Consider the following 20,211-nt stretch of genomic DNA (forward strand, 5'->3'; position numbering starts at 1 on the left):
ATGTTATAACTAAAATAAGTTTCTTGTCTATCTTTATAAAATAATTTTATAATTATGACAATACAACAATTAAAATATATTGTAGCATTAGACGAAGAACGCCATTTTGCCAGAGCCGCAGACGTTTGCATGGTTACACAACCCGGACTTACGATCCAGCTAAAAAATCTGGAAGAAGAGATAGGAATCAAAATTTTTGATCGAAATAAAGTTCCGTTAACACCCACAAAATTGGGTATCGAGATTATAAACAAAGCCAGGAAAATCTTGCGTGAAGCCGATGAAATTCGGGATTTTGTAGTCAACGAAAAAAACCTGTTAGAAGGAGAATTAAAACTGGGAATTATCTCAACGTTATCGCCTTATCTTATTCCGTTGTTTATTAAAGCAATGAAAGAAGTGGCCCCAAAAGTTCATTTTATTATCCGGGAAGCCAATACCGGACAATTGATGAATGATGTAGAAACCGGAGCACTGGATGTTGCTATTATGGCAACGCCTACAGGCAACGCAAATCTAATAGAACATCCTATTTTTAAAGAGCCTTTTGTGGCGTATCTGAATCAATTGCATCCAATGGCAAATGATGCGTTTTATGAACTGCAACCCGGAGATAAAACGGAGTTATTGTTGCTGCATCACGAATTTTGTTATAATGCTCAGCTTTTGGATATTTGCGGTTTAAAGTCGGCGGATAAAATCAAAGAACAATTTACGTATGATATCAGTTCGATCGAAACCCTCAAGAATTTGGTTCGCGCACAATTAGGCTTTGCCATTATACCGGAACTTTCTATAATGAACGAAAAAGATTTAGGACTTTTTAAACCGTTTAAAGAGCCAAAACCCGTTAGAGAAATCAGCCTTGTGGTTTCTGATTCATTTTCAAAAAAATTATTACTGGAAAAAATGAACGAAGCCATCTGGAACTGCCTTCCTGAGTCGCTCAAAAAAGACTTTGCATACCGCAAAATCCGATGGAACGATTCGCCTTATTTTTTCAAATCAGTAAGTAAGTTTATGTAATACAAAAAAGCCTGACGGTTAAGTCAGGCTTTTTTATGATCTATGTTTTGTAATTATTTAGATGCTTCAATAATCACTTTTGAAACTGCTTCAGGCTGTGACATAAATACAACATGACTTCCTTTTATTTCTGTAATTTTTGCTTTAGAACGTTTGTACATGGCGCGTTCAATTTCAGGTGCTATACTTTTGTCTTCTGTAGCAACGATTCCGTATGATGGTTTGTCTCTCCATGCTGCTTTTGTAACCGGTGTTCCAAATCCTTTTGCATAAAATGCACCTTGAGAAGCATACATAAAATCAGCTTGTTCTTTGCTTAAATCTGCGGCAAAGCCAGCATGAAATTTTGCTTTGTCATAATAAACAATTCCTTTATCATCTGGTGCTGTTACACCATTTTCAGGAGCTGGTGGAGCAGTTTGTAACCATTGTACAGTTGTTTCGCCATTATCAGGCTGAAAAGCAGCGATATAAACTAATGCCGCAACTTTATGATGATTTCCGGCTTCTGTAATTACAGTTCCACCCCAGGAGTGTCCTACCAAAATCGTTGGACCGTCTTGTTTGTCTAATGCCAGATTTGTTGCTCTGACATCGTCTTCAAGAGAGCTCAAAGGATTTTGAACGACCGTAACATTGTATCCTTTTTTGCTCAAAATATCATAAAGAGCTCTGTATCCTGAACCGTCTGCAAAGGCACCGTGTACCAATACGACATTTTTAATTTTTGGTGCAGTAGCTTTTTGGGCGTTTGCAGTAGTAGTTGCGAATAAGAAACTAAAAATTAGTGCTGCGAACATGAAATAACGATTCAATTGTTCTTTTAAAAATGTTGTTTTCATTTGATTAATTTTTTAATAGTGGTGATGTTATAAGGTTTAATTATGCGATTAATGTTACTGATAATGTAATTTCGGTATTCAATAATTTTGAAATTGGACAGATCTCTTTTGCTTTTTGTGCTGCTTTCTGAAAATCTTCTTCTGAAATTCCGGGAACTTTTCCGTTAAGGATTAATTGAATTAAAGTAATTGTTCCGTCTTCAAAAGAAACTTTAGCTTCTGTATTTAAATCTTCCGGAACGAATCCCGCTTCAGAAAGTAAAAAACTTAGCTGCATTGTAAAACAGCCTGAATGTGCTGCTGCGATTAATTCTTCAGGATTTGTTCCTACACCTTCCTCAAAACGGGTTTTAAAAGATAGTTGGGCATTGTCTAGTGTAGTACTTTGTGTACTGATAGTTCCTTTTCCTTCCATTCCTGTACCTTTCCAATTTGCGTTTGCTCTTCTTGTAAATTTCATGATCTTAATTTTTTAATAGTTATTTATTTTAGGACTCAAATTATTTGTTCTTATTTGATGAGACAAATTTATGGCAACACTTCTTATTAATCAAATTAATAATTTTTAGTGCTTATAAAAATAATTTATAACTATGTAATGATTAAGTTTATTATGAAATCAAATTGTTGAGACAAAGCCTGATCGCATTGCTTTTTTTGGAGAAAGATTATAGTGCAGATTATAAGCTGTAATTGTAAAATTATTTTTGCAAACCACTAGGTGATCTGGAAAATTCAGCAATATATATTTTCCAGATTGATATATTGTACCAGAAAGTTAGGTTAGATAGTACTTTAAAACCGTTTAATTAGGTTTTTTATTTCAATCTGGTTTATTAGGTATACTTAATTGTTATTTGAAGTTTTTAGTTTAATTATAAAAACTACAAGATTCAATAAAAAAAGCTCTTAATTGTTAACTTCATTTAAAGTATTCATTAGAGGTCTAAGATCATAATACATTTGTCTGGTATCTTTTCCTTTATCAGTTTCAGACAGAAACTCAAAACCTATTTTTTTATAAAAGCCAAGCGATTCATCATAGGCATCTACCGTCAATAATTGACATGCACATTTGCTATTTTGCTCTAGTGCTAAATCAATAACGAAGTTTACAAGAGCTTTACCAATCCCTTTTCTTTCTTTTTTTGTAGTCTCACAAACTGCTAGTCGGCCTATTTTTATAGCTGGAAATTGTCTCAAGTGTCGTTTAGGATGACTAATAATTTCTTTTATCCATCTCTTAAATGCTGTTTTAGACGCAAAATTATTTTCTTGAACAGCTAATGCATCATTATAAATACTTAAATAGGCAATAGTTTTATTATTGCTTTCAAGTATATAAGTAGTAGCTAATAAATCTTTTTTATATGGAATTGCTTTATCATTTAAGAAACTATTCAAATCACTGTCTCCACATTCAAAAGGTTTAATATTTGTTGTAGAATGCAATTCGAAAAACGAAAATCCTGTAAAAGGCATTAATTAACTTTTAGTAGTTCCTTTAATTTGTCCGCATCAGATCGAATTGCGGTCAAAGAATCTACACTAACTTTTTTATCTCTATTTAAATCAATCGTTTTATAAAAGCTAATTGCTTCTTTACCTTTTAAAACTGGAGTATTTTTAATTGGCTTTGCCATGATTCGTCTGTTATATGTAAAAATTATCTAGTAAGATTTAAAACTTAAAAGTCTAGATATTGTTAGTTTGTTTTGTATTAAAGCAATTTTTTTTAAGAAGATTGTTTTTAATTTGTTTCAAAAATACGAACAAAACACATTAAATCAATGCTTTAAATTCAAAAAAAATAAAAATGTTTACATCTATTAATGAAAGTCAAGAATTAAAAAGTAAATAATTTAGATAAAAAATCTATCTATTGTATTTAATTTGACTCTTCATGACAAATTAGAATTCGGTTTCAGATAGTACCTTAATAGTAACTACTTTTTCAAAACGTCCGTGGTGACTAACAGAAACATCTTTTGCTATTTTTAAGGTAGAATTAGACAAGTAGGGAATACCATTTGGATCTTTAAAAATATCTTTTTTTTCAATTTCAATCACATCATCGAGCTGATTAAAACACACAACAGCGATGGTATGAATATGTTCCGGAGTAATAACGCTTTTTGTATGATAAACATTCTCACCACAAATAACGTGACCTGTACTCCAAGTATCCTTTTTTGAGATTATGGTACACGTTAGTTTTTTAGGGATATATTCCCTTATTTTAGTTTGTCGGTTATGGATTTTATAGGCGGCTTCTTTCATACTCCAAAGCAGCCACACCATAGTTTCGGTATCTGATGTTTCCGATATTAATAATTGTTCAGAAAGCGTAAAGAGCTTTTGGAGAAAACCTTTACGCCGCCAGTTGCTTTCGTTGCGGGATTGCAGGATATCGATGACATCATTGCCAATCATTTTGCTGCGAGCTTGGTTTCTATGATTTCTACCGCAGTCTTTACATCCAGCATTCGTTCCATATCTGTATTGTCAATTACAATATCAAATGCCTCTTCTATATCAAGTACAATATCTACCAAATTAGCCGAATTAATACTTAGATCGTTTATAAAATCGGTGTTTTCGGTTAGGTTATCATACGCTTCGGTATTGGTTGTATAAGGCTTTATGATTACTTTTAGCTGGGCAATAAGTTCGTCTTTGTTCATATTAGTTTTCGAATTTTTTAAAAATTATACAGGCATTTACATCACCAAAACCAAAACTTGCTTTGGCAATTATTGTGAGATTTGTATGGATTGTTTTAAGCGGAACTTTTGCGGGATCAATAAGTGCAGTAATTTCCGGATGCAGATCTTCGCAATTGCTATTGCCAAACAAAAAACCTTCATGAAGTTGCAAGACCGCAGCGACACTTTCGATGCTTCCGGCAGCGCTAAGGCAATGTCCGGTCATACTTTTTAGAGAATTAATATACGGGAAATTATTTCCGCTTCTGTTCAGTGCTTTTGTCCAGTTTTCAATTTCCAGGCTGTCTTTTGTAGTTGCGGTAAGATGACCGTTTATGGCATCGATATCAGCTGCTGAAATTCCGGCACTTTTTATTGCAGTAGTAATGCATCGTTGTACAGCATCACTGTTTGGGGCAGTCATGCTTCCGGTTCCGCGTTGTCCGCCAGAATTTACAGCACCGCCCAATATTTCGGCATAAATTGTAGCACCTCGTTCCAGAGCACTCTCAAGTTCTTCGACCACCAAAGCTCCGGCACCGCTACCGGGGACAAAACCTGCTGCGGTTGCACTCATGGGGCGTGAACCTTGCTCTGGAGTATCATTATATTTTGCACTGCAAACACGAAGTGCATCAAAACCCGCCCAGATATAAGGGCCGCTATCTCCGGTACTTCCGGCAAGAATACGTTTTGCCTGTCCGGATTGTATGCGGTCATACGCCATAATAATAGCTTCGGTTCCGGTCGCGCAGGCAGATGAATTTGTCGTAACCTGATTTCCTAAACCCAATTTACCCCCCAGGTAGGCACTAATACCGCTGTTCATGGTTTGTGCCACAACGGTGCTGCCTAATCTTCGCACTTGCAATTCGTCTATTTTATAAATGCTTTCGCGAAATTTATCGATTCCGGAAGTACCGGATCCAAAAATGGTTCCGCTGTCCCAATCCGGTTCGTGGTTTATTTCTATCGCTAATCCGGCATTTTTCCAGGCTTCGATTCCGGCGATTACGCCATACAAAATTCCTGTACTGTTAAACCCGCGAAGCTCAAGCTCAGTGAAATACTGCGATTTTAATTCGTCAGATATTTGTGGCTGACCGGCAATCTGACACGAAAACTGTAACTTTTCCAGCTCAGCATCATGACGAATTCCCGAAATGCCGTTTTTTAGCGAATGCTTAAACGCAGGAATTCCAACCCCATTAGGAGCCGCTACGCCAAGACCTGTTATTACAACTCTCTTTTTCATAATTTTGTTGTGATCATGCCGGCTACAATGCCTTTGCAGACTTCTTTTCCAGCTTCATTTTTCATAACAACATCGCATTTAAGCTTGCCAAACCTGAAAAATATTTTTTGAGAAGTTACTGTAACTTTTTCATTAGGATAAACAGGTTTTAAAAATTGCATATCGGCAGATGTAAAAGCCACGACAGTATCTTTTTTCAAATTATCGTTGAGCAAATAAATACCAAGACAAACCATGCCAATCTGCGCCATAGTTTCGGTCAAAATAACACCCGGGGTAACAGGATTATTCTTAAAATGACCTTTATAAAAAGCAAGATCTTCATTGTAGGTATAAGTTCCGCTAATACCATTTTCATCAGCATGCAACAACTCGTCTACAAATAAAAAAGGCTTGCTGTAGGGTAACTGTGCAATAATGTCGTTTAATTCCATTGTTTTTTTATCTGATAATTACCATTGCAATAAAACCCGTTGTGCCGAAAAGCCCGGACCAAAACTTAGCATTAATCCTTTTTCTCCAGCTGTTGGATTTTGATCCATAATACGTTCTAAAACATATAATACAGTTGCACTCGACATGTTGCCGTATTGTTTAAGTACTGCTTTTGTATCATCTATATTTTTACCTAATCCTGAAAAAAGTGACTCGACTGTAGTAATGATTTTTTTTCCACCGGGATGAAATATCATGTAATCAATTGCTGCGATTTCGAGCTTATTTTTTTGAAGGAACGGATGTATAATATCTCCAAAATGAGAAGCAATCGTATCCGGAACTTCAATGTCTAATACCATTTGCAAACCGCTATTGGTGAGTTTAAACCCCATCATGTGCTCAGCATCATAAAAATGATACATTTCTTCGGCTATGATTTCAGGGCCATAATCTTCATCATAAGAGGATAAAAGACAGCAAGCGGCTCCATCGCCAAAAATTGCTGCACTGACTATATTGGGCATCGAAAAATCATCTAGCTGAAATGTTGCTGTAGGCGATTCTACCGCTATCACAGCAGCACGTTTGCCGGGATTTGCTTTCAGGAAATTTTTGGCATATATAATACCCGATATTCCGGCAGCACAGCCCATTTCGGTTACGGGCAAGCGAACGATATCCTGCCTTAATTTCATTTTATTAATAAGATATGCATCGAGCGACGGAATCATAATACCGGTACAACTTACCGTAATAATGTAATCGAGCGTTTGTGGTTCCCAACCTGCTTTAAGCAATGCTTTTTCTAACACTTGTTCGCCCAGAATAATTACTTCACGGCTGTAGATATCGTTTTTTTCTTCAAAGGATGTAGCTGTAAAAACTTCTGAGGGATCCATTATAGAGTACCGTTTATCAACAGCAGCACCTTCAAAAATCTTTTTTACTTTTTTTATAAAACGCTCGTCCTGTCCCTGTAGCCATCCGTCTAACATTGGGAGAATATCTGCCGTAGTGCGCGAATATTTGGGGAGTTGCTTAGCAACAGTTATTATTTTTACACTCATTTTTTAGCAATTATCCATTGGTAACGAAAAGCCCATTTCCAGTTTATGGTATAGTTTTTTAAATTCAGTTTTTTAGAGAAATCCTCTAATTCTTTTTTCTTAAATCCTCTTAAAATAGATACAAGTCCATCTTCACGCGTCATTTTGCTCAAATTAAAAACAACACAGACCATTTCGAAAAGGCGATAAGCTATTTTATTGCGATGCAAATCATTAATTATAATCCCCGTATGCGCATTGTTATTAAAGATAGTAATTATATTTAATACTTGTTCGTTGGTAAAATGATGTAATGTAAGCGTACACAAAACAATATCGTATGGCATGGCAGCGAAATCAGGACTAAAAATATCGATACATTGATAGTCAATATTCGAAAAGTCTTTCGATAATGTTTTGGCATAATTGATCGTAAAAGCATTTGCATCTATACCAATAAGTTTAAAATTCAGTTTATTTTCCAGACCGTATTTTGCCAGCATACGCAACATATCGCCGTTGCCACAGCCAATATCTGCAATTACGATTGTTTTTGTAAGATCAGATTTTTTTAATAATATTTTTAACCCGTGCAGCGTAAGTTTGTTACCACCCAGTAGCTTATTGATACTGGCAATTTTGTCCAGAGCATCCTGTAATTCTTTTCCTTCCAGAAAAAAATCATCCATAATCTCCGTTTCCTGTGTTCTGTATTTAGTGGTTATTGCCATTTAGTTGATAACGATTGTTTTACCGTGCGTTTGTTTAATTATTTTAGGGAGCAAAGCAGGTAATGCAACCGTAATGGCAACCAAGCCGGAAGTGATGGTTTTATTTTTTAAGATTTTTGCCAAAATTCTCCCCATACGTAAGCGTTTACCAAAATTCTTTTTCCATTGTTGTGCATAGTTTTTTTCCAGTGCTTCGCGGGATACTATTTTGCCCGAGTAGTAATCGAGTACCAACTCTGAAGCTATTTTTGCACTATGTATCGCCATTGCCATTCCGTTACCACACAAAGGGTGAATAAGTCCTGCTGTGTCACCAATCATTAGAATATGGTTTTCTACGGGCTTTTTTTTATCAAAAGAAACCTGGCTTATCGTGAGCGGATTATCAAAAAGTGGCGTGCTGTTCTCGAAAATAGTTTTGAGATGTTGGTTTTTGTAAAGCACATTACGCTGGTATTCTTCAATGTTTTTATAAGGCTTGAAAGTAGCATAATCTGCCAGATAACAAATGTTTATAATATTGTTTTCGACTTTAGAAATGCCGCAATAACCACCTTTAAAATTATGAAGTGCCACAAGATCATCATCAAATGTGCCATTATAATGCCCTTTGACAGCTAACCACGGTGATTTTTTAGAAAAAAAACTCCGCGATAAAACCTGATCGATATTAGAGCGTTTACCAAAAGCGCCCAACACTATTTTGGCAGATAAAAACTCGTTTGGGGTTGTTATTGTAAAAGTATCATCACTAAAAAAAACATCAGTTACAGTTTCATTAATGACGATACAACCGTTTGTTAATGCTTTTTGGTATAAAAAATGATCCAGTTTGTACCTGCTTATCCCAAAACCCCCTAACGGTAGATTTGCCAGAGCCGTTTTGCCCTTGTTTGTCGAAAATTCAAATTTGGATATATGGGTAGGATGTAAGCCTGAAATATCAATGTCCAGCCATTTAAGATAAGGCAGGATCTCGTTCGAAACATATTCGCCACAGACTTTATGTCGGGGAAAGCTTGATTTTTCGATTAATGTTACCGTTAATCCTTTCTGAGATAAGTGTATAGCACCCGTTAATCCAGCCAGACCACCGCCAATAATAACTACATCTGAGTTTGTTTTCATACTAAGCAATTTAGCTATTATATCTCAAATATTTATTGTGTTTTATATTAAAATTGCTTCAAATTTTTAACAATAAAACTGTTCGGTTTAAGAATGTTCAGCACAAAGATCAAAAACTTATTAAATCTTTAATTACATAATTTTATTTCTTTCTTATACAATTACAGTACAATTTTGTTGCGGTTTTTATAAGAATAAGAATTAAAATTAAAATTCTTTAAAATAACAAGCAAAAAAAAGATTGAATTTTGAGAATTCCAACATTAGAATTTAATTTCAAATTGGGGCAAATTCTAATGTTATTCTAATGTAGCGCTAAAAATTTAGTTTTAAATTGCGCAAATTATAAAACGGTAAAAATAGTTTTGGTCAAAACAGGATTTTTAGTGCTTTTATAGTTACTGTAACCAATTGTTTTTTAGTGATGCTGAACAAAATTAAAAATAGTTTTTTATGCAAATGCCTTCAGGTGTTACTAATTGGCTACTTTTTATTGAGCAGTATTAATATCTCCGGCACGATAGGCCGAATCCTGAATAATCGTACAGAAGTACATTCTGTAAAAGGAATGGCTTGCGATTTCCTGAAAAAAATATTCAAGTGCGACGCAATTCCGGAAGAACTTGATGACTACAAAACAAAAGACAGTAAAACGACAAAACTGGCAAAAGGAACTCCCTTACTGGATTATTTAGTACCACTGGATGCATCAGTTCCGGGATTGTATTTTGAACTCGAAACTAAAAGTAAAAACTACATCAGTAACCCAATCTTCTTTTTTGGGTTTCATGGCAAAATTCATTTGCGACCTCCTCAATTTATAGTATAAATACTTATTTTTTTGTGGATTAGAAGAAATTCTATTCTGCCGGATAGGGCTTTGCCGTATCTAAAATCTATTTATTCATCTTGTATTTATATATAAATTCATGACACCATTAAAACGCTTTTTTAATTTACTTGCGCTGGATAAGCGCGATGTATATCAAATTATATTTTATGCCGCTTTTGCCGGCCTTGTCAATCTTTCTCTCCCATTGGGAATTCAGGCGATTATTAATTTTATCCAGAGCGGGCAGCTTAGTGTTTCCTGGATTGTTCTGGTTTTTCTGGTTACTGTAGGAGTTGGTTTTGGCGGAGTTCTCACTATTTTGCAATTAAGAATTGTAGAAAACCTTCAGCAACGAATTTTTGTTCGTTCCTCATTTGAGTTTGCATACAGAATGCCGCTGATCAAGTTCAAAGAACTATACTCTGAATATGCTCCTGAAAAAGCCAACCGTTTTTTTGATACACTTATGGTTCAAAAAGGGACGGCAAAACTTCTGTTAGACTTTTGCGCTGCTTTTTTGCAGGTTGGTCTCGGGATTATACTATTGGTTTTATACCATTCGTTTTTTACTGTAATTGGTCTTTTGTTTATCGTTATTTTATATGTCATTTTTAAATTTTCGTACAAAGACGGTCTCGAAACAAGCCTTAACGAATCAAAGTTTAAATATAAAGTTGCAGCATGGATTCAGGAAATTGCCCGCAATCGCGAAAGTTTCCGCAAAAAAGGAAGCTTTGAATATGCATTAGACCGAAACGATGGTTATGTAAGCGAATATGTCAATTATCGGGAGAAACATTTTCTGGTAATGAAAAAGCAATACATACAACTTACTATTTTCAAAGTGCTGGTTACAGCTGCCTTATTGTCGATTGGTGGTTTTCTGGTAATTCATCATCAAATGAATATCGGGCAGTTTGTAGCAGCCGAAATCGTGATTGTATTGCTTATAAATTCTGTCGAAAAAATAATCTTCGGGCTTGAATCTTTTTATGATGTTCTTACCTCTGTCGAAAAAATTGGTCAGATTACTGATCTGGAAATTTCATGTGTTCCTAAAACATCTGAGATAACAGAGACAGGTATTAATATCGAAACAGAAAGCATCGCTTACAATTATCCGGGGTATAATAAAAAGTCGCTTAAAAATATCAATCTGAAAATCGCTCAGGGCGAAAAAATATTGGTAAGAGGAACAAATGGTGCCGGAAAAAGTACCCTATTGCGTTTGCTGTCCGGTTTGCTTGAGCCTGAGAGTGGCGCCATGTATGTAACCGACAATTATATGAACCGTCTTGACGAGGATGCCTACAGAGCTCAAGGAGGTACTTTCCTGCAAGGTGATACCCTTTTTGCCGGAACAATTAGAGAAAATGTTCTTTTTGGAAACAGTGCCATAAACAGCGATGATCTCAAATGGGCTCTTGATAATGTTTGTCTAACGCCTTATATCAAAACATTCCCTAACGGACTTGAAAATCAGGTTCATCCCGGTGGCAGTGAACTATCTGCATCCGATGTACAGAAAATTTTGCTTGCCCGAAGCATCGTTCACAAACCTAATATATTGTTTCTTGAAGATCCTGTTGATAAAATGGATGAACTGACTTCTGGTAAAATAGTCGATTTTTTACTCTCTGAACAAAATAACTGGACGGTGGTTGTAACTTCTAAAAGTGACATCTGGAAAAGCAAATGCGACCGTATGATAACGATCGATGACGGAAAAATTATTAACGACATAAAGCTTTAATCATGCTCAATATATCCAAAGATAACAACATACTTATAACTCCGGGAAAATATGCTTCGATAACGAGTGTTGCCCGAAGACCACACTATAAAATTCTAAATAAGATAATTGTTGGTTTTTTAGTGTTTGCTATTGCATGCCTTTTTCTTCCGTGGACTCAAAATATTTCCGGAAGTGGTTCTGTGACTACTTTAAAACCCGACCAAAGACCACAAACGGTTCATAATGCCATTGCAGGAAGGATCGAAAAATGGTTTGTAAAAGAAGGTGATTATGTAAAAAAAGGAGATACGATTCTTTTTATTTCCGAAATAAAAGAAGATTATTTTGATCCCAATCTGGTTAAAAATACCAAAGAGCAGGTCGATGCAAAAAAAATGGCATTAGAATCCTATGGCGATAAAGTGAGTTCTCTTGATACTCAGGCACAATCTCTGGGTACAGAGCGACAATTGAAACTGCAACAGGCTCAAAATAAAATAAGACAGGCCCATCTAAAAATTAAGAGCGACAGCATGGATCTCGTTGCAGTAAGAACGCAGCTTAGAATTGCGCAAACACAATTTGCCCGTTCGACTACGCTCAACAAAGAGGGTTTGAAACCTCTGACAGATGTAGAGCAAAAAAGGCTAAAACTACAAGAATCCGAAGCTTATATTATTACGCAGGAAAACAAACTTTTGAGCAGTAAAAATGAACTCATCAATGCCAAAGTAGAGATAAATCGTATTACAGCAGAGTATGCTGAGAAAATTTCTAAATCCAGAAGCGATAAATTTACTGCCTTAAGCACGCAATATGATACAGAAGCACAGGTCAATAAACTGCAAAATCAGTATGTAAATTACAGCATCAGGAACGGTTTGTATTATATTACAGCTCCTCAAAGCGGTTATGTAAACCGTGCTTTACTGGCAGGTCTTGGCGAAACAATCAAAGAGGGAACTCCGGTAATAAGCATTATGCCATCGAGTTATGATATTGCAGTAGAAACTTATGTAAATCCTATCGATTTGCCTTTGGTACATCGTGGTGCCAAAGTGCGTGTTTGGTTTGACGGATGGCCAAGAATTGTGTTTTCTGGCTGGCCGGGATTATCCTACGGAACTTTTGGCGGAAGGGTAGTAGCAATCGAAAATTTTATAAGTGCCAATGGAAAATACAGAGTGCTTATCGCGCCGGATGGCAAAGATCATAAATGGCCTAAAGAACTTAGTATTGGTGCCGGTGCACAAAGTATTGCCTTGCTGGAAACGGTTTCTGTAGGGTATGAAATATGGCGTAACTTAAACGGTTTTCCTCCCAATTATTATAAATCAGATGAAAAGGAAGCTAAAGGAAAGGAGAAAAAATAAAATGAGAAATAGTATAAAATTATTTTCTTTTTTATTTCTATTCGGCTTTTTTAGTGTTTACAGTCAGGATTTTAATAAAGAAGAACTAAGTTATAGTGAGTTTTTGGGTTATGTAAAAAAATACCATCCGCTGGTTAAACAAGCCAATCTTGAAGTCAGTACGGCACAGGCTAAACTGATGGTGGCACGCGGAGGATTTGATCCAAAAATTGAGGTAGATTACAATAAAAAAGAGTTTAAAGGCACAGAGTATTATTCGCTGCTTAACAGTAGTTTTAAAATTCCGACCTGGTATGGTGTCGAGATAAAAGCGGGTTTTGATGCGACCGAGGGACAATATTATAACCCTCAAAATCGTACGCCGGATGCCGGATTAACGTCTCTTGGTATTAGTGTTGCTTTAGGACAAGGGATGTTTATAAACCAGCGTATGGCTGATGTAAGAGAAGGAAAATTGCAGCTAAAACTAAGTGATGCACAACGTAAACTAAGAGCAATCGAGGTTTTGTATAAAGCAAGCGAAGCTTATTTTGAGTGGAGAAAAAGTTTTAACGAAGCCGAATTGTACAAGCGTTATTTAGGGTTTGCGAGTACCCGTTTTAAAGGAGTTAAAAAACTAATCGAAGTTGGTGACTCTCCCGCTATCGATAGTGTCGAAGCCAGAATAACGGTACGCAACAGGGAATTGAATGTCGAAAACGGAAACCTGAAACTGACAAAGGCAAAACTGAATCTGTCTAATTATTTATGGATCGAAAACGTACCGGTAGAAGTAGATGATACCGTAAAACCGGAGCTAAATTTAATGGATACTCTCGAAGAAACTCTCAAAACATCTGCTATGATGGTCAGTGTCGAAACTCTCGAGGCACATCCTAAAATACAGGCTTTAGAAACAAAACTGTCTATGCTGGAAATCAACAGGCAGCTTAAAGCAAATTTATTGCTGCCAAAGGTAAATGTGGGGTACAATTATATTTCTGAACCTGTTTATTTTGATTCTTTTAATACGGATGATTATAAGTTTAATATCGATTTTAGTATTCCGATTTTTTTGAGAAAAGAACGCGGAAATTTAAAGGTGGCAAAACTTAAAATTCAGGATTTAAAATTTGATATCGATCAGCAAAGACTGGAACTTAAAAACAAAATAAAAGCACAACAAACAGAAATTGCCTCATTGAAAAGGCAAAAAAATGTAATAGACAATCTGGTCAAGGATTATCTTACCATGTTGAGTTCTGAAGAGAAGTTGTTTTCGTTTGGCGAAAGCTCTATATTTTTAATGAACTCGAGAGAGAATAATCTGGTGAGTGCCAAACTATCTCAAATTAGTATCGAGAATCAGTTTTATGTTTCAAACGCCGAATTGTATAAAATACTGGCAAATCCGGATTGATTGTAGTACTCAAAAACGGCATAATTTTTTTATTTAGACATAGAAACATAGATTTTTTTAGCTAAAAGGAATGCCAAAAGAAATACATTTCTTTCACATAACCAGGCTATGTGCATTTTAAACAAGTGAAACGCCTTTTTTAAAGATCCAAAAGCTATGTTTCTATGTGTTAAAATTAATTACACCCATTCTCCTGATGATTCATAATCATCGGGCAAATAGGTAAGATATTGTACCATTCTGGGGTTTGTACCTTTGTTGGGTGTTGCACAATGTGGTAATTTATTATTCCAGATGATAAAATCGCCTGCATTACCTGTTATTGCTTCTCCTTTTAGTGTTTCAATAACTTTATCTCTTGGGTTTTCGTGAGGTTCAAGGTTATCAAGCCATTGTTCTATGGTATTATGAAATCCCGGAACACAATGAAAAGCACCATCAGCAGCACCACAATCGGTTAGGTAAAGTAATCCCTGAAGACCAAACGGAATTGGTTGCTTGAGACTGGTATCCCAATGTAGCGGACTTCCCAGAAAAGTAAACGTAGCATTCTCAGGAGGATTAAAACTTACTTTGTCGATCGTTTTGTATATTTTGGTTGTATTGTAAAGTTGCTCGTATGCTTTTTTTATTTTTGGAGAAAATCGGTTGTTATTCAAGGTGTCGTGATCAGAGAAATTAAGCATTAAGCCTTTCTGATCCTCATGTTTGTTGTACCAGGTTTCTTTTTTGTTGGGATCCATTTCCAGGTATTCCCAGATTGCCTGCTGCGTAGCTTCGCACTCTTGTTTCGTAAGGGCATTTTTTACAATAATATATCCATTTTTATCCCAAAATTCAAGATCTTCTTTTGTGAGTACATTTTCTGCAAAATCTTCTGTTTCTGTTACCTTATTTCGCTGTCTTTTTGTAATCCAGATTTTAAAGTTTTCGAAGTCAGGTTTTTCAAAATATAAATACTGTAACGTATCTTCGAGGCTAATACCCAATTGGTATAAGGTTTTGGTTTCGTTGTCCCAATCATTTGTATGGTCAGCACTGGTACTTCCGGAAGGATTTACTGTACGTTTCCATAAGTTTTCAAGAATGTAATTTGTTGCCATAGTATACTTTGGGGTTATTTATAGAGTAATAAATCGTAGAAATACAACTCAAAAATACGCATTTATAGTTCATGTATTAAGGTATAAATACCTGTTTTTATGTGCTAAAAAGAATTGTGGAAAACAGGTTTATTTATTTTGTTTTATAGCATGAAAAACTAATATTTTTCTTATTTTCGTTAGGTAATAATCCTTGTATTTATTTGAAAAACAAACCAATATGCTGTCAGAACGAACATTGCCTTTTAGAAAAAAAGTTAAATTTAATTTTCTTAAGTATTTCCTGAAAGGAAAAAATGTAGAATGCTCTATTTGCGAGCAAAAATACATGACTTTTCTTCCGTTTGGAGTAAAGCACAAACGGTCAAATGCGCTTTGTCTGAATTGTTTCTCTCTGGAACGTCACAGGCTTGTTTGGCTGTTTATAAAAAATAAAACAACTTTATTAAATTCGAAGTCAAGAGTAAAATTATTTCATGTGGCACCGGAATCTGCTTTTTTTAAACATTTTAGAAAAAACAAAATGATCGATTATTATCCGGTAGATCTTTTTGAGGAGGGTTATTCCTATCCAAAAGGAACGATCAATATGGATATTACGGCTATAAATTATGACAATGAATCTTTTGATGTGGTGATTTGCAATCATGTATTAGAGCATATTCCTGACGACAAAAAGGCTTTGAGTGAGCTTTACAGAATTCTTAAAAAAGACGGTTGGGCCATATTGCTCGTACCTATAGAAAAAGACCTGGAACATACTTTTGAAGATCCATCGATAACAGACTCAAAGGGCAGGGAAGAGGCTTATGGACAAAGTGATCACGTGCGACAATATGGTAGGGATTATGCATCCAGACTTGAAAATTCAGGATTTAAGGTTACCGTAAATAAATTTAACGATACTTTTTCGAGAGATGAAAAATTCAGGTACGGCTTGCCTAAAGACACAGATATTTATTATTGCACGAAATAAATAACAGCCAGATAAAAATGTTCTGCAATACGAATGCTGAAACCGGAATGGGCTAAAAGGCAAAACGGATTCATAAATCCTATTTCATCTACAGATAAATTGCTCAGGTCCGGTATTTCTTTGAGCTGCATGATCGAATTTCCTTTTGCTTTAATGTATGCTTCTTTTATGGTCCAGTATTTATAAAAGAGGTAATAAACTTCATCGTCTTTTTTTGAAGTTATAAGGGCTGATTCTGTTGGCAAGAAGAAACTTGTGGCAATATTGTGAACCTGTTTATGGTTTGGCGAGACATTTTCGATATCGATACCAATTTCATTTTTTGTGCCAATGATACAGGCAAAATATCCGTTGGAATGGGATAGATTGAACGTAATCTTTTTTTTATTTTGATGTTCAGCCAGATGTGGTTTGCCATTTATGCCGTATACAAATTCTATATCGGCAGCAGGAATTTTTGTGTAAAGCGAAAGCAGATAGCGAAGTAATGATCGCGAATAAATGAAATTCCGGCGCTGTTTTTCGAACTTAAATTTTTGAGCTCTTTCTTTTTCCTCACTATTTAGATAATCGATAAATTGATCTTCTGGTTCCTCTGGTTTTGCTATCCATAAATGCAGGTAATCGTCTGTATTTAAATTGCTGTTTTTGGGGTCAACCCAAAAGTCCTCAAGATTTGCCGTATTTTCTAAAATAGCGGGAATTTTATAATAGCTGATATTTTTGGAGGAAGAAAAAAACATTAGGACACTTTCGTTAGTATTTCTTCAGCAAATATATGATTTAATAATAGTCTTGTATTCTCGGCACCATCCATATCTATTGTAACTTGCCGGGGACGAAACTCAAAAGTTTTTCTGATTTCGGCAGCTAGTATTTCCGGCGTAATCGCATTGGCATAAAGTGTTCTCACGAGGGATCGTTTTTCCAGTTGTTTTGCCCTGATAATCTGCTCGCTGTTTTGTTCGTTTTCGTAGGGTATAAGCAAAGCAGGAATACCATTGCATAAAAGTTCAATGGCTGTGTTGTAACCGCATTGGCTTATCGAGACTTCTGCCAGAGCCATTTCCTGGGTAAGATTGCTTACTTGTTTTATTAGGGTAATACCGGGAATCTGGTTTACAATGTCTTCAAGCAATTTAAATTCGAGAGTATCAAACAAAGGACCTGCAATAATCCTGAGTGTTTTTTGATCTCCAAAACCAAAATCTTTATAAGCATTGATAAGATCATAGATCAACTGATTACTGGCACCGCCACCACCAAAAGAAGCGATAACACCATTGCCTTGTTCTCGGGTTGTTTTAAGTTTTTTCTGCGAGGTTACATATCCCGTATAATGCACCGGAACTTCTATTTTGCCAATATGGTCAATTGTGTCTTCGAGTTTACAAATTTGAGCATCGGCATGCAAAAATATTCCAGTATAATAACTGTTTACTATTGAAAAAGCAAAGTCTCTAAAAAGTTTTTTTCCGGCTGTAGACGGTTCTACAATATCCCGTAAACTGCAAAAAATAAGTGTTTTTTTATCTCCGTTTTTTGCCAGTTTAAGGATTGGCATAATCTCACCAATAAACTGCATGCGCCCAAACGGAAAGAGTTCTGTTATAATAATATCCGGCAAAGTAGCCTTGTAGATTGTTTTTATCATTGTGGTGCGTTCTGCCATAATGTTGCTTATGGGATCATTGCCTGTAGCATCGATAAGGGTTGTATTTTCGGCAAGACGTACAGCAGGTAATTGATAAAACAGAACTCCCGAAGGAATATGAACTCCTTCTGGATATTTGCCTCCCGAGATAAAGGTAATAGTATAATCTTCGCGCAGGGAATCTATAATAGCGAGTGATCGTACCAGATGCCCAATACCTACAGAGTGGTGGCAATACATTAGTAAGGAAGGTTTATGCTTCATTCTCTTTTAATTTAAGTTCCTGTTTGCCGGTTATTTTTAGAAACAATTCGTTGAATGTTTTTGCTTCATGTTCCGGAGTTTTTATACTAATGCGGGCATTTTTTCCTATCTCATCATCATTATACAAAAGCCTGTTGGTTAGGGCTAATTTCCATTCGTCGATATTGGTGCAGATAAAACCATTGTAATTATTGGTAATAACATCTTTGATTCCGCCAGCGTCAGAAGCCAGTACAACACGTTCGCATGCCATGGCTTCGAGCACCACATTGGGCATGCCGTCATAGAGCGAAGGATGCAATATAATATCACACATAGAATAGGCTGCTCTTAAGGTATCAGGATCATTAATGTAGGGAATAGGAATTATCCAATCCGGGATTGTATTTTTTACATCGTCCCTAATTTCTCCTACCATAATGGTTTGTGCCGGAGCAAGTGTTTTTTCTAATTCCTGAAAAAGGCTAAGCCCACGCGAATTTTTAAACTCACCAAATATTCCAACTACAGGGCGGTGGTCCAATTGCCATTCTTGTTTTAAAATTTTGGCAGCTTCAGGATCCGGATAAAATATATTTTTGTTGACACTATTTGCTATAAAATGGGCTTCACGATTGTACCAGGCTTTTACTTTTTGTTTCATTTCGTTTGATACGCAGGTTACAGCATTGGCAAATTGCATCACAAATGAAAGTTTTGGCGCATTAAGCACCGAAAAAAAATCCCTGTTAATATCATTGCCCCGAAGACAGGCTACAACTTTGGTCTCGCAAAATCTGGCTGCTGCAACGGCACAATAAGCGGCTGAACTTCCATAATACCCCACAACGAGATCAGGAGCAAAGGACTTTATTTCGGCTATTGCTTTTTCAGTAATTTCCATCATTTGTGTTCCTGTAAAAATGTCTTTTGTGTTTAAGAGGCTCGATTTGGTTTCGCTTAATCCTGTCGAAAAAACAGCGACTTCATTGCCCAGCAAAGTCATTTGTGCTGTAATACGATTTACAGAGGCAGATAATCCGCCTTTGCGTTCTGTGCTGGGAACGATATATAATAATTTCATTGCTGGTCGTGATTAAGTTTAAAAAACATTCAGATTAAATTTCTTTTCGTCTCCTACTGTCGAATATTTATAATGCCCCGGATATATGGTAAACGCATCCGGCAGGACATATAATTTTTGTTTGATACCACTTATCAAATCGTTGAAATATCCTTCGTAACTGTCTCCAATTTTTTTATTCATAAGGGTATCTCCAGTAAAAACGCCTTCATTAAATTTCAGACAAATACTGCCCGGTGTATGTCCCGGAATGTGTATAATCGTAAAAGCAACATTGCCCAGATAAAATATATCTCCGTCTTTGCAAAAAACATCTGCTGGTGGCAATGGTTCTGTTGTGTAACCGTAAGATGCGGCTTCTTCTACAAAGTTTTCTGCTACTGCAAGATCGTCATGATGCATGTATATTTTTGCATTAGTGATCGCTTTGACTTTTGCCAAATCAAACACATGATCAAAATGAGGATGTGTTACAAATATTGCCTCGATTTTTACGTTCTGCTTCATAAGGTTTTCGACTTGTGTAGCCGAACCCAAACCGGGATCGATTACAATGGCAGTATTTGTGTTGTTGTTGACAACTAAATAGGTGTTTTCAAAAAAAACTCCGGAAACATAGCGGTGTATTTCTAATTGCATTT

22 protein-coding genes are annotated in these 20,211 nt (G+C 35.9%); 6 read left to right on the forward strand and 16 right to left on the reverse strand.

Going from position 1 to position 20,211, the window contains the following annotated elements; translation table 11 throughout:
• The first annotated feature begins 54 nt into the window (after positions 1 to 54).
• Positions 55 to 1,026 carry a hydrogen peroxide-inducible genes activator gene (locus B0A64_RS03530; RefSeq protein ID WP_089478164.1) on the forward strand — a complete coding sequence of 324 codons (972 nt, stop codon included), beginning with the start codon at positions 55 to 57 and terminating at the stop codon, positions 1,024 to 1,026.
• Between the two features lie 53 nt (positions 1,027 to 1,079).
• On the opposite strand, the gene B0A64_RS03535 is transcribed toward B0A64_RS03530, so the two are convergent.
• From B0A64_RS03535 to B0A64_RS03580, 11 genes are all read right to left on the reverse strand, one after another.
• Positions 1,080 to 1,868 carry an alpha/beta hydrolase gene (locus B0A64_RS03535; RefSeq protein ID WP_244285340.1) on the reverse strand — a complete coding sequence of 263 codons (789 nt, stop codon included), beginning with the start codon at positions 1,866 to 1,868 and terminating at the stop codon, positions 1,080 to 1,082.
• Positions 1,869 to 1,908: 40 nt separating this feature from the next.
• Complete coding sequence (locus B0A64_RS03540; protein WP_089478166.1) at positions 1,909 to 2,328, reverse strand: OsmC family protein; 420 nt, start codon at positions 2,326 to 2,328, stop codon at positions 1,909 to 1,911.
• 449 nt (positions 2,329 to 2,777) lie between these two features.
• On the reverse strand, positions 2,778 to 3,350 hold the full coding sequence (locus B0A64_RS03545; RefSeq protein WP_089478167.1) for a GNAT family N-acetyltransferase: 573 nt from the start codon (positions 3,348 to 3,350) through the stop codon (positions 2,778 to 2,780).
• Positions 3,350 to 3,511, reverse strand: coding sequence for a hypothetical protein (locus B0A64_RS25075; RefSeq protein ID WP_165769750.1), 162 nt, complete (start codon positions 3,509 to 3,511; stop codon positions 3,350 to 3,352). Before B0A64_RS25075 ends, B0A64_RS03545 begins: the two co-directional genes overlap by 1 nt.
• 268 nt (positions 3,512 to 3,779) lie before the next feature.
• Positions 3,780 to 4,301: a 4'-phosphopantetheinyl transferase family protein gene (locus B0A64_RS03550; RefSeq protein ID WP_089478168.1), complete on the reverse strand. Its 522-nt coding sequence runs from the start codon at positions 4,299 to 4,301 to the stop codon at positions 3,780 to 3,782.
• Positions 4,298 to 4,552 (reverse strand): acyl carrier protein, encoded by a 255-nt coding sequence (locus B0A64_RS03555; protein WP_089478169.1) that lies wholly within the window; start codon positions 4,550 to 4,552, stop codon positions 4,298 to 4,300. The genes B0A64_RS03550 and B0A64_RS03555 overlap by 4 nt, the downstream gene beginning before the upstream one ends.
• Position 4,553: 1 nt before the next feature.
• Positions 4,554 to 5,828 (reverse strand): beta-ketoacyl-[acyl-carrier-protein] synthase family protein, encoded by a 1,275-nt coding sequence (locus B0A64_RS03560; protein ID WP_089478170.1) that lies wholly within the window; start codon positions 5,826 to 5,828, stop codon positions 4,554 to 4,556.
• The gene (locus B0A64_RS03565; protein WP_089478171.1) at positions 5,825 to 6,262 is read right to left on the reverse strand and encodes a 3-hydroxyacyl-ACP dehydratase FabZ family protein; all 438 of its coding nucleotides are present in this window, start codon (positions 6,260 to 6,262) and stop codon (positions 5,825 to 5,827) included. Before B0A64_RS03565 ends, B0A64_RS03560 begins: the two co-directional genes overlap by 4 nt.
• 18 nt (positions 6,263 to 6,280) lie before the next feature.
• Positions 6,281 to 7,333 (reverse strand): type III polyketide synthase, encoded by a 1,053-nt coding sequence (locus tag B0A64_RS03570; protein ID WP_089478172.1) that lies wholly within the window; start codon positions 7,331 to 7,333, stop codon positions 6,281 to 6,283.
• Positions 7,330 to 8,043 carry a methyltransferase domain-containing protein gene (locus B0A64_RS03575; RefSeq protein ID WP_089478173.1) on the reverse strand — a complete coding sequence of 238 codons (714 nt, stop codon included), beginning with the start codon at positions 8,041 to 8,043 and terminating at the stop codon, positions 7,330 to 7,332. Before B0A64_RS03575 ends, B0A64_RS03570 begins: the two co-directional genes overlap by 4 nt.
• Positions 8,044 to 9,171, reverse strand: a complete 1,128-nt coding sequence (locus tag B0A64_RS03580; protein WP_089478174.1) for an NAD(P)/FAD-dependent oxidoreductase — start codon at positions 9,169 to 9,171, stop codon at positions 8,044 to 8,046. It lies immediately after the preceding gene.
• Between the two features lie 424 nt (positions 9,172 to 9,595).
• On the opposite strand from B0A64_RS03580, the gene B0A64_RS03585 reads away from it, so the two are divergent.
• The 4 genes from B0A64_RS03585 to B0A64_RS03600 all read left to right on the forward strand — a co-directional run bounded on the left by B0A64_RS03585 (position 9,596) and on the right by B0A64_RS03600 (position 14,510).
• Complete coding sequence (locus B0A64_RS03585; protein WP_089478175.1) at positions 9,596 to 10,000, forward strand: hypothetical protein; 405 nt, start codon at positions 9,596 to 9,598, stop codon at positions 9,998 to 10,000.
• Positions 10,001 to 10,100: 100 nt separating this feature from the next.
• On the forward strand, positions 10,101 to 11,756 hold the full coding sequence (locus B0A64_RS03590; protein WP_089478176.1) for a peptidase domain-containing ABC transporter: 1,656 nt from the start codon (positions 10,101 to 10,103) through the stop codon (positions 11,754 to 11,756).
• 2 nt (positions 11,757 to 11,758) lie between these two features.
• Positions 11,759 to 13,111, forward strand: a complete 1,353-nt coding sequence (locus tag B0A64_RS03595; protein ID WP_089478177.1) for an HlyD family secretion protein — start codon at positions 11,759 to 11,761, stop codon at positions 13,109 to 13,111.
• Position 13,112: 1 nt separating this feature from the next.
• Positions 13,113 to 14,510 carry a TolC family protein gene (locus B0A64_RS03600; RefSeq protein WP_089478272.1) on the forward strand — a complete coding sequence of 466 codons (1,398 nt, stop codon included), beginning with the start codon at positions 13,113 to 13,115 and terminating at the stop codon, positions 14,508 to 14,510.
• Positions 14,511 to 14,689: 179 nt separating this feature from the next.
• Here the strand turns inward: B0A64_RS03600 and B0A64_RS03605 are convergent, their stop codons facing one another.
• Positions 14,690 to 15,613: a phytanoyl-CoA dioxygenase family protein gene (locus B0A64_RS03605; RefSeq protein WP_089478178.1), complete on the reverse strand. Its 924-nt coding sequence runs from the start codon at positions 15,611 to 15,613 to the stop codon at positions 14,690 to 14,692.
• 220 nt (positions 15,614 to 15,833) lie between these two features.
• Between B0A64_RS03605 and B0A64_RS03610 the strand changes: the two genes are divergently transcribed.
• Positions 15,834 to 16,589 (forward strand): class I SAM-dependent methyltransferase, encoded by a 756-nt coding sequence (locus B0A64_RS03610; RefSeq protein WP_089478179.1) that lies wholly within the window; start codon positions 15,834 to 15,836, stop codon positions 16,587 to 16,589.
• Here B0A64_RS03610 and B0A64_RS03615 read toward each other — a convergent pair.
• From B0A64_RS03615 to B0A64_RS03630, 4 genes are read right to left on the reverse strand one after another with little or no spacing between them, the layout of a single operon-like run.
• A complete protein-coding gene (locus B0A64_RS03615) occupies positions 16,574 to 17,332 on the reverse strand; it encodes a 4'-phosphopantetheinyl transferase family protein (protein WP_089478180.1) in 759 nt (252 codons plus the stop codon). The genes B0A64_RS03610 and B0A64_RS03615 overlap by 16 nt on opposite strands.
• Positions 17,332 to 18,507, reverse strand: coding sequence for a glycosyltransferase family protein (locus tag B0A64_RS03620; RefSeq protein ID WP_089478181.1), 1,176 nt, complete (start codon positions 18,505 to 18,507; stop codon positions 17,332 to 17,334). Before B0A64_RS03620 ends, B0A64_RS03615 begins: the two co-directional genes overlap by 1 nt.
• Positions 18,497 to 19,570 carry a glycosyltransferase family 4 protein gene (locus B0A64_RS03625; RefSeq protein WP_089478182.1) on the reverse strand — a complete coding sequence of 358 codons (1,074 nt, stop codon included), beginning with the start codon at positions 19,568 to 19,570 and terminating at the stop codon, positions 18,497 to 18,499. Before B0A64_RS03625 ends, B0A64_RS03620 begins: the two co-directional genes overlap by 11 nt.
• 18 nt (positions 19,571 to 19,588) lie before the next feature.
• Entirely contained in the window at positions 19,589 to 20,209 is a 621-nt protein-coding gene (locus B0A64_RS03630) for an MBL fold metallo-hydrolase (RefSeq protein WP_089478183.1), read from the reverse strand.
• Positions 20,210 to 20,211: the final 2 nt, after the last annotated feature.

This window comes from Flavobacterium araucananum (genome assembly GCF_002222055.1).
GTDB lineage: Bacteria > Bacteroidota > Bacteroidia > Flavobacteriales > Flavobacteriaceae > Flavobacterium > Flavobacterium araucananum.

What these genes read in the sequence shown, in the direction of transcription:
- B0A64_RS03530 (WP_089478164.1), top strand. Translation starts at nt 55, where the DNA reads ATGACAATACAACAATTAAAATATATTGTAGCATTAGACGAAGAACGC.
- B0A64_RS03535 (WP_244285340.1), bottom strand. Translation starts at nt 1,868, where the DNA reads ATGAAAACAACATTTTTAAAAGAACAATTGAATCGTTATTTCATGTTC.
- B0A64_RS03540 (WP_089478166.1), bottom strand. Translation starts at nt 2,328, where the DNA reads ATGAAATTTACAAGAAGAGCAAACGCAAATTGGAAAGGTACAGGAATG.
- B0A64_RS03545 (WP_089478167.1), bottom strand. Translation starts at nt 3,350, where the DNA reads ATGCCTTTTACAGGATTTTCGTTTTTCGAATTGCATTCTACAACAAAT.
- B0A64_RS25075 (WP_165769750.1), bottom strand. Translation starts at nt 3,511, where the DNA reads ATGGCAAAGCCAATTAAAAATACTCCAGTTTTAAAAGGTAAAGAAGCA.
- B0A64_RS03550 (WP_089478168.1), bottom strand. Translation starts at nt 4,301, where the DNA reads ATGATTGGCAATGATGTCATCGATATCCTGCAATCCCGCAACGAAAGC.
- B0A64_RS03555 (WP_089478169.1), bottom strand. Translation starts at nt 4,552, where the DNA reads ATGAACAAAGACGAACTTATTGCCCAGCTAAAAGTAATCATAAAGCCT.
- B0A64_RS03560 (WP_089478170.1), bottom strand. Translation starts at nt 5,828, where the DNA reads ATGAAAAAGAGAGTTGTAATAACAGGTCTTGGCGTAGCGGCTCCTAAT.
- B0A64_RS03565 (WP_089478171.1), bottom strand. Translation starts at nt 6,262, where the DNA reads ATGGAATTAAACGACATTATTGCACAGTTACCCTACAGCAAGCCTTTT.
- B0A64_RS03570 (WP_089478172.1), bottom strand. Translation starts at nt 7,333, where the DNA reads ATGAGTGTAAAAATAATAACTGTTGCTAAGCAACTCCCCAAATATTCG.
- B0A64_RS03575 (WP_089478173.1), bottom strand. Translation starts at nt 8,043, where the DNA reads ATGGCAATAACCACTAAATACAGAACACAGGAAACGGAGATTATGGAT.
- B0A64_RS03580 (WP_089478174.1), bottom strand. Translation starts at nt 9,171, where the DNA reads ATGAAAACAAACTCAGATGTAGTTATTATTGGCGGTGGTCTGGCTGGA.
- B0A64_RS03585 (WP_089478175.1), top strand. Translation starts at nt 9,596, where the DNA reads ATGCTGAACAAAATTAAAAATAGTTTTTTATGCAAATGCCTTCAGGTG.
- B0A64_RS03590 (WP_089478176.1), top strand. Translation starts at nt 10,101, where the DNA reads ATGACACCATTAAAACGCTTTTTTAATTTACTTGCGCTGGATAAGCGC.
- B0A64_RS03595 (WP_089478177.1), top strand. Translation starts at nt 11,759, where the DNA reads ATGCTCAATATATCCAAAGATAACAACATACTTATAACTCCGGGAAAA.
- B0A64_RS03600 (WP_089478272.1), top strand. Translation starts at nt 13,113, where the DNA reads ATGAGAAATAGTATAAAATTATTTTCTTTTTTATTTCTATTCGGCTTT.
- B0A64_RS03605 (WP_089478178.1), bottom strand. Translation starts at nt 15,613, where the DNA reads ATGGCAACAAATTACATTCTTGAAAACTTATGGAAACGTACAGTAAAT.
- B0A64_RS03610 (WP_089478179.1), top strand. Translation starts at nt 15,834, where the DNA reads ATGCTGTCAGAACGAACATTGCCTTTTAGAAAAAAAGTTAAATTTAAT.
- B0A64_RS03615 (WP_089478180.1), bottom strand. Translation starts at nt 17,332, where the DNA reads ATGTTTTTTTCTTCCTCCAAAAATATCAGCTATTATAAAATTCCCGCT.
- B0A64_RS03620 (WP_089478181.1), bottom strand. Translation starts at nt 18,507, where the DNA reads ATGAAGCATAAACCTTCCTTACTAATGTATTGCCACCACTCTGTAGGT.
- B0A64_RS03625 (WP_089478182.1), bottom strand. Translation starts at nt 19,570, where the DNA reads ATGAAATTATTATATATCGTTCCCAGCACAGAACGCAAAGGCGGATTA.
- B0A64_RS03630 (WP_089478183.1), bottom strand. Translation starts at nt 20,209, where the DNA reads ATGCAATTAGAAATACACCGCTATGTTTCCGGAGTTTTTTTTGAAAAC.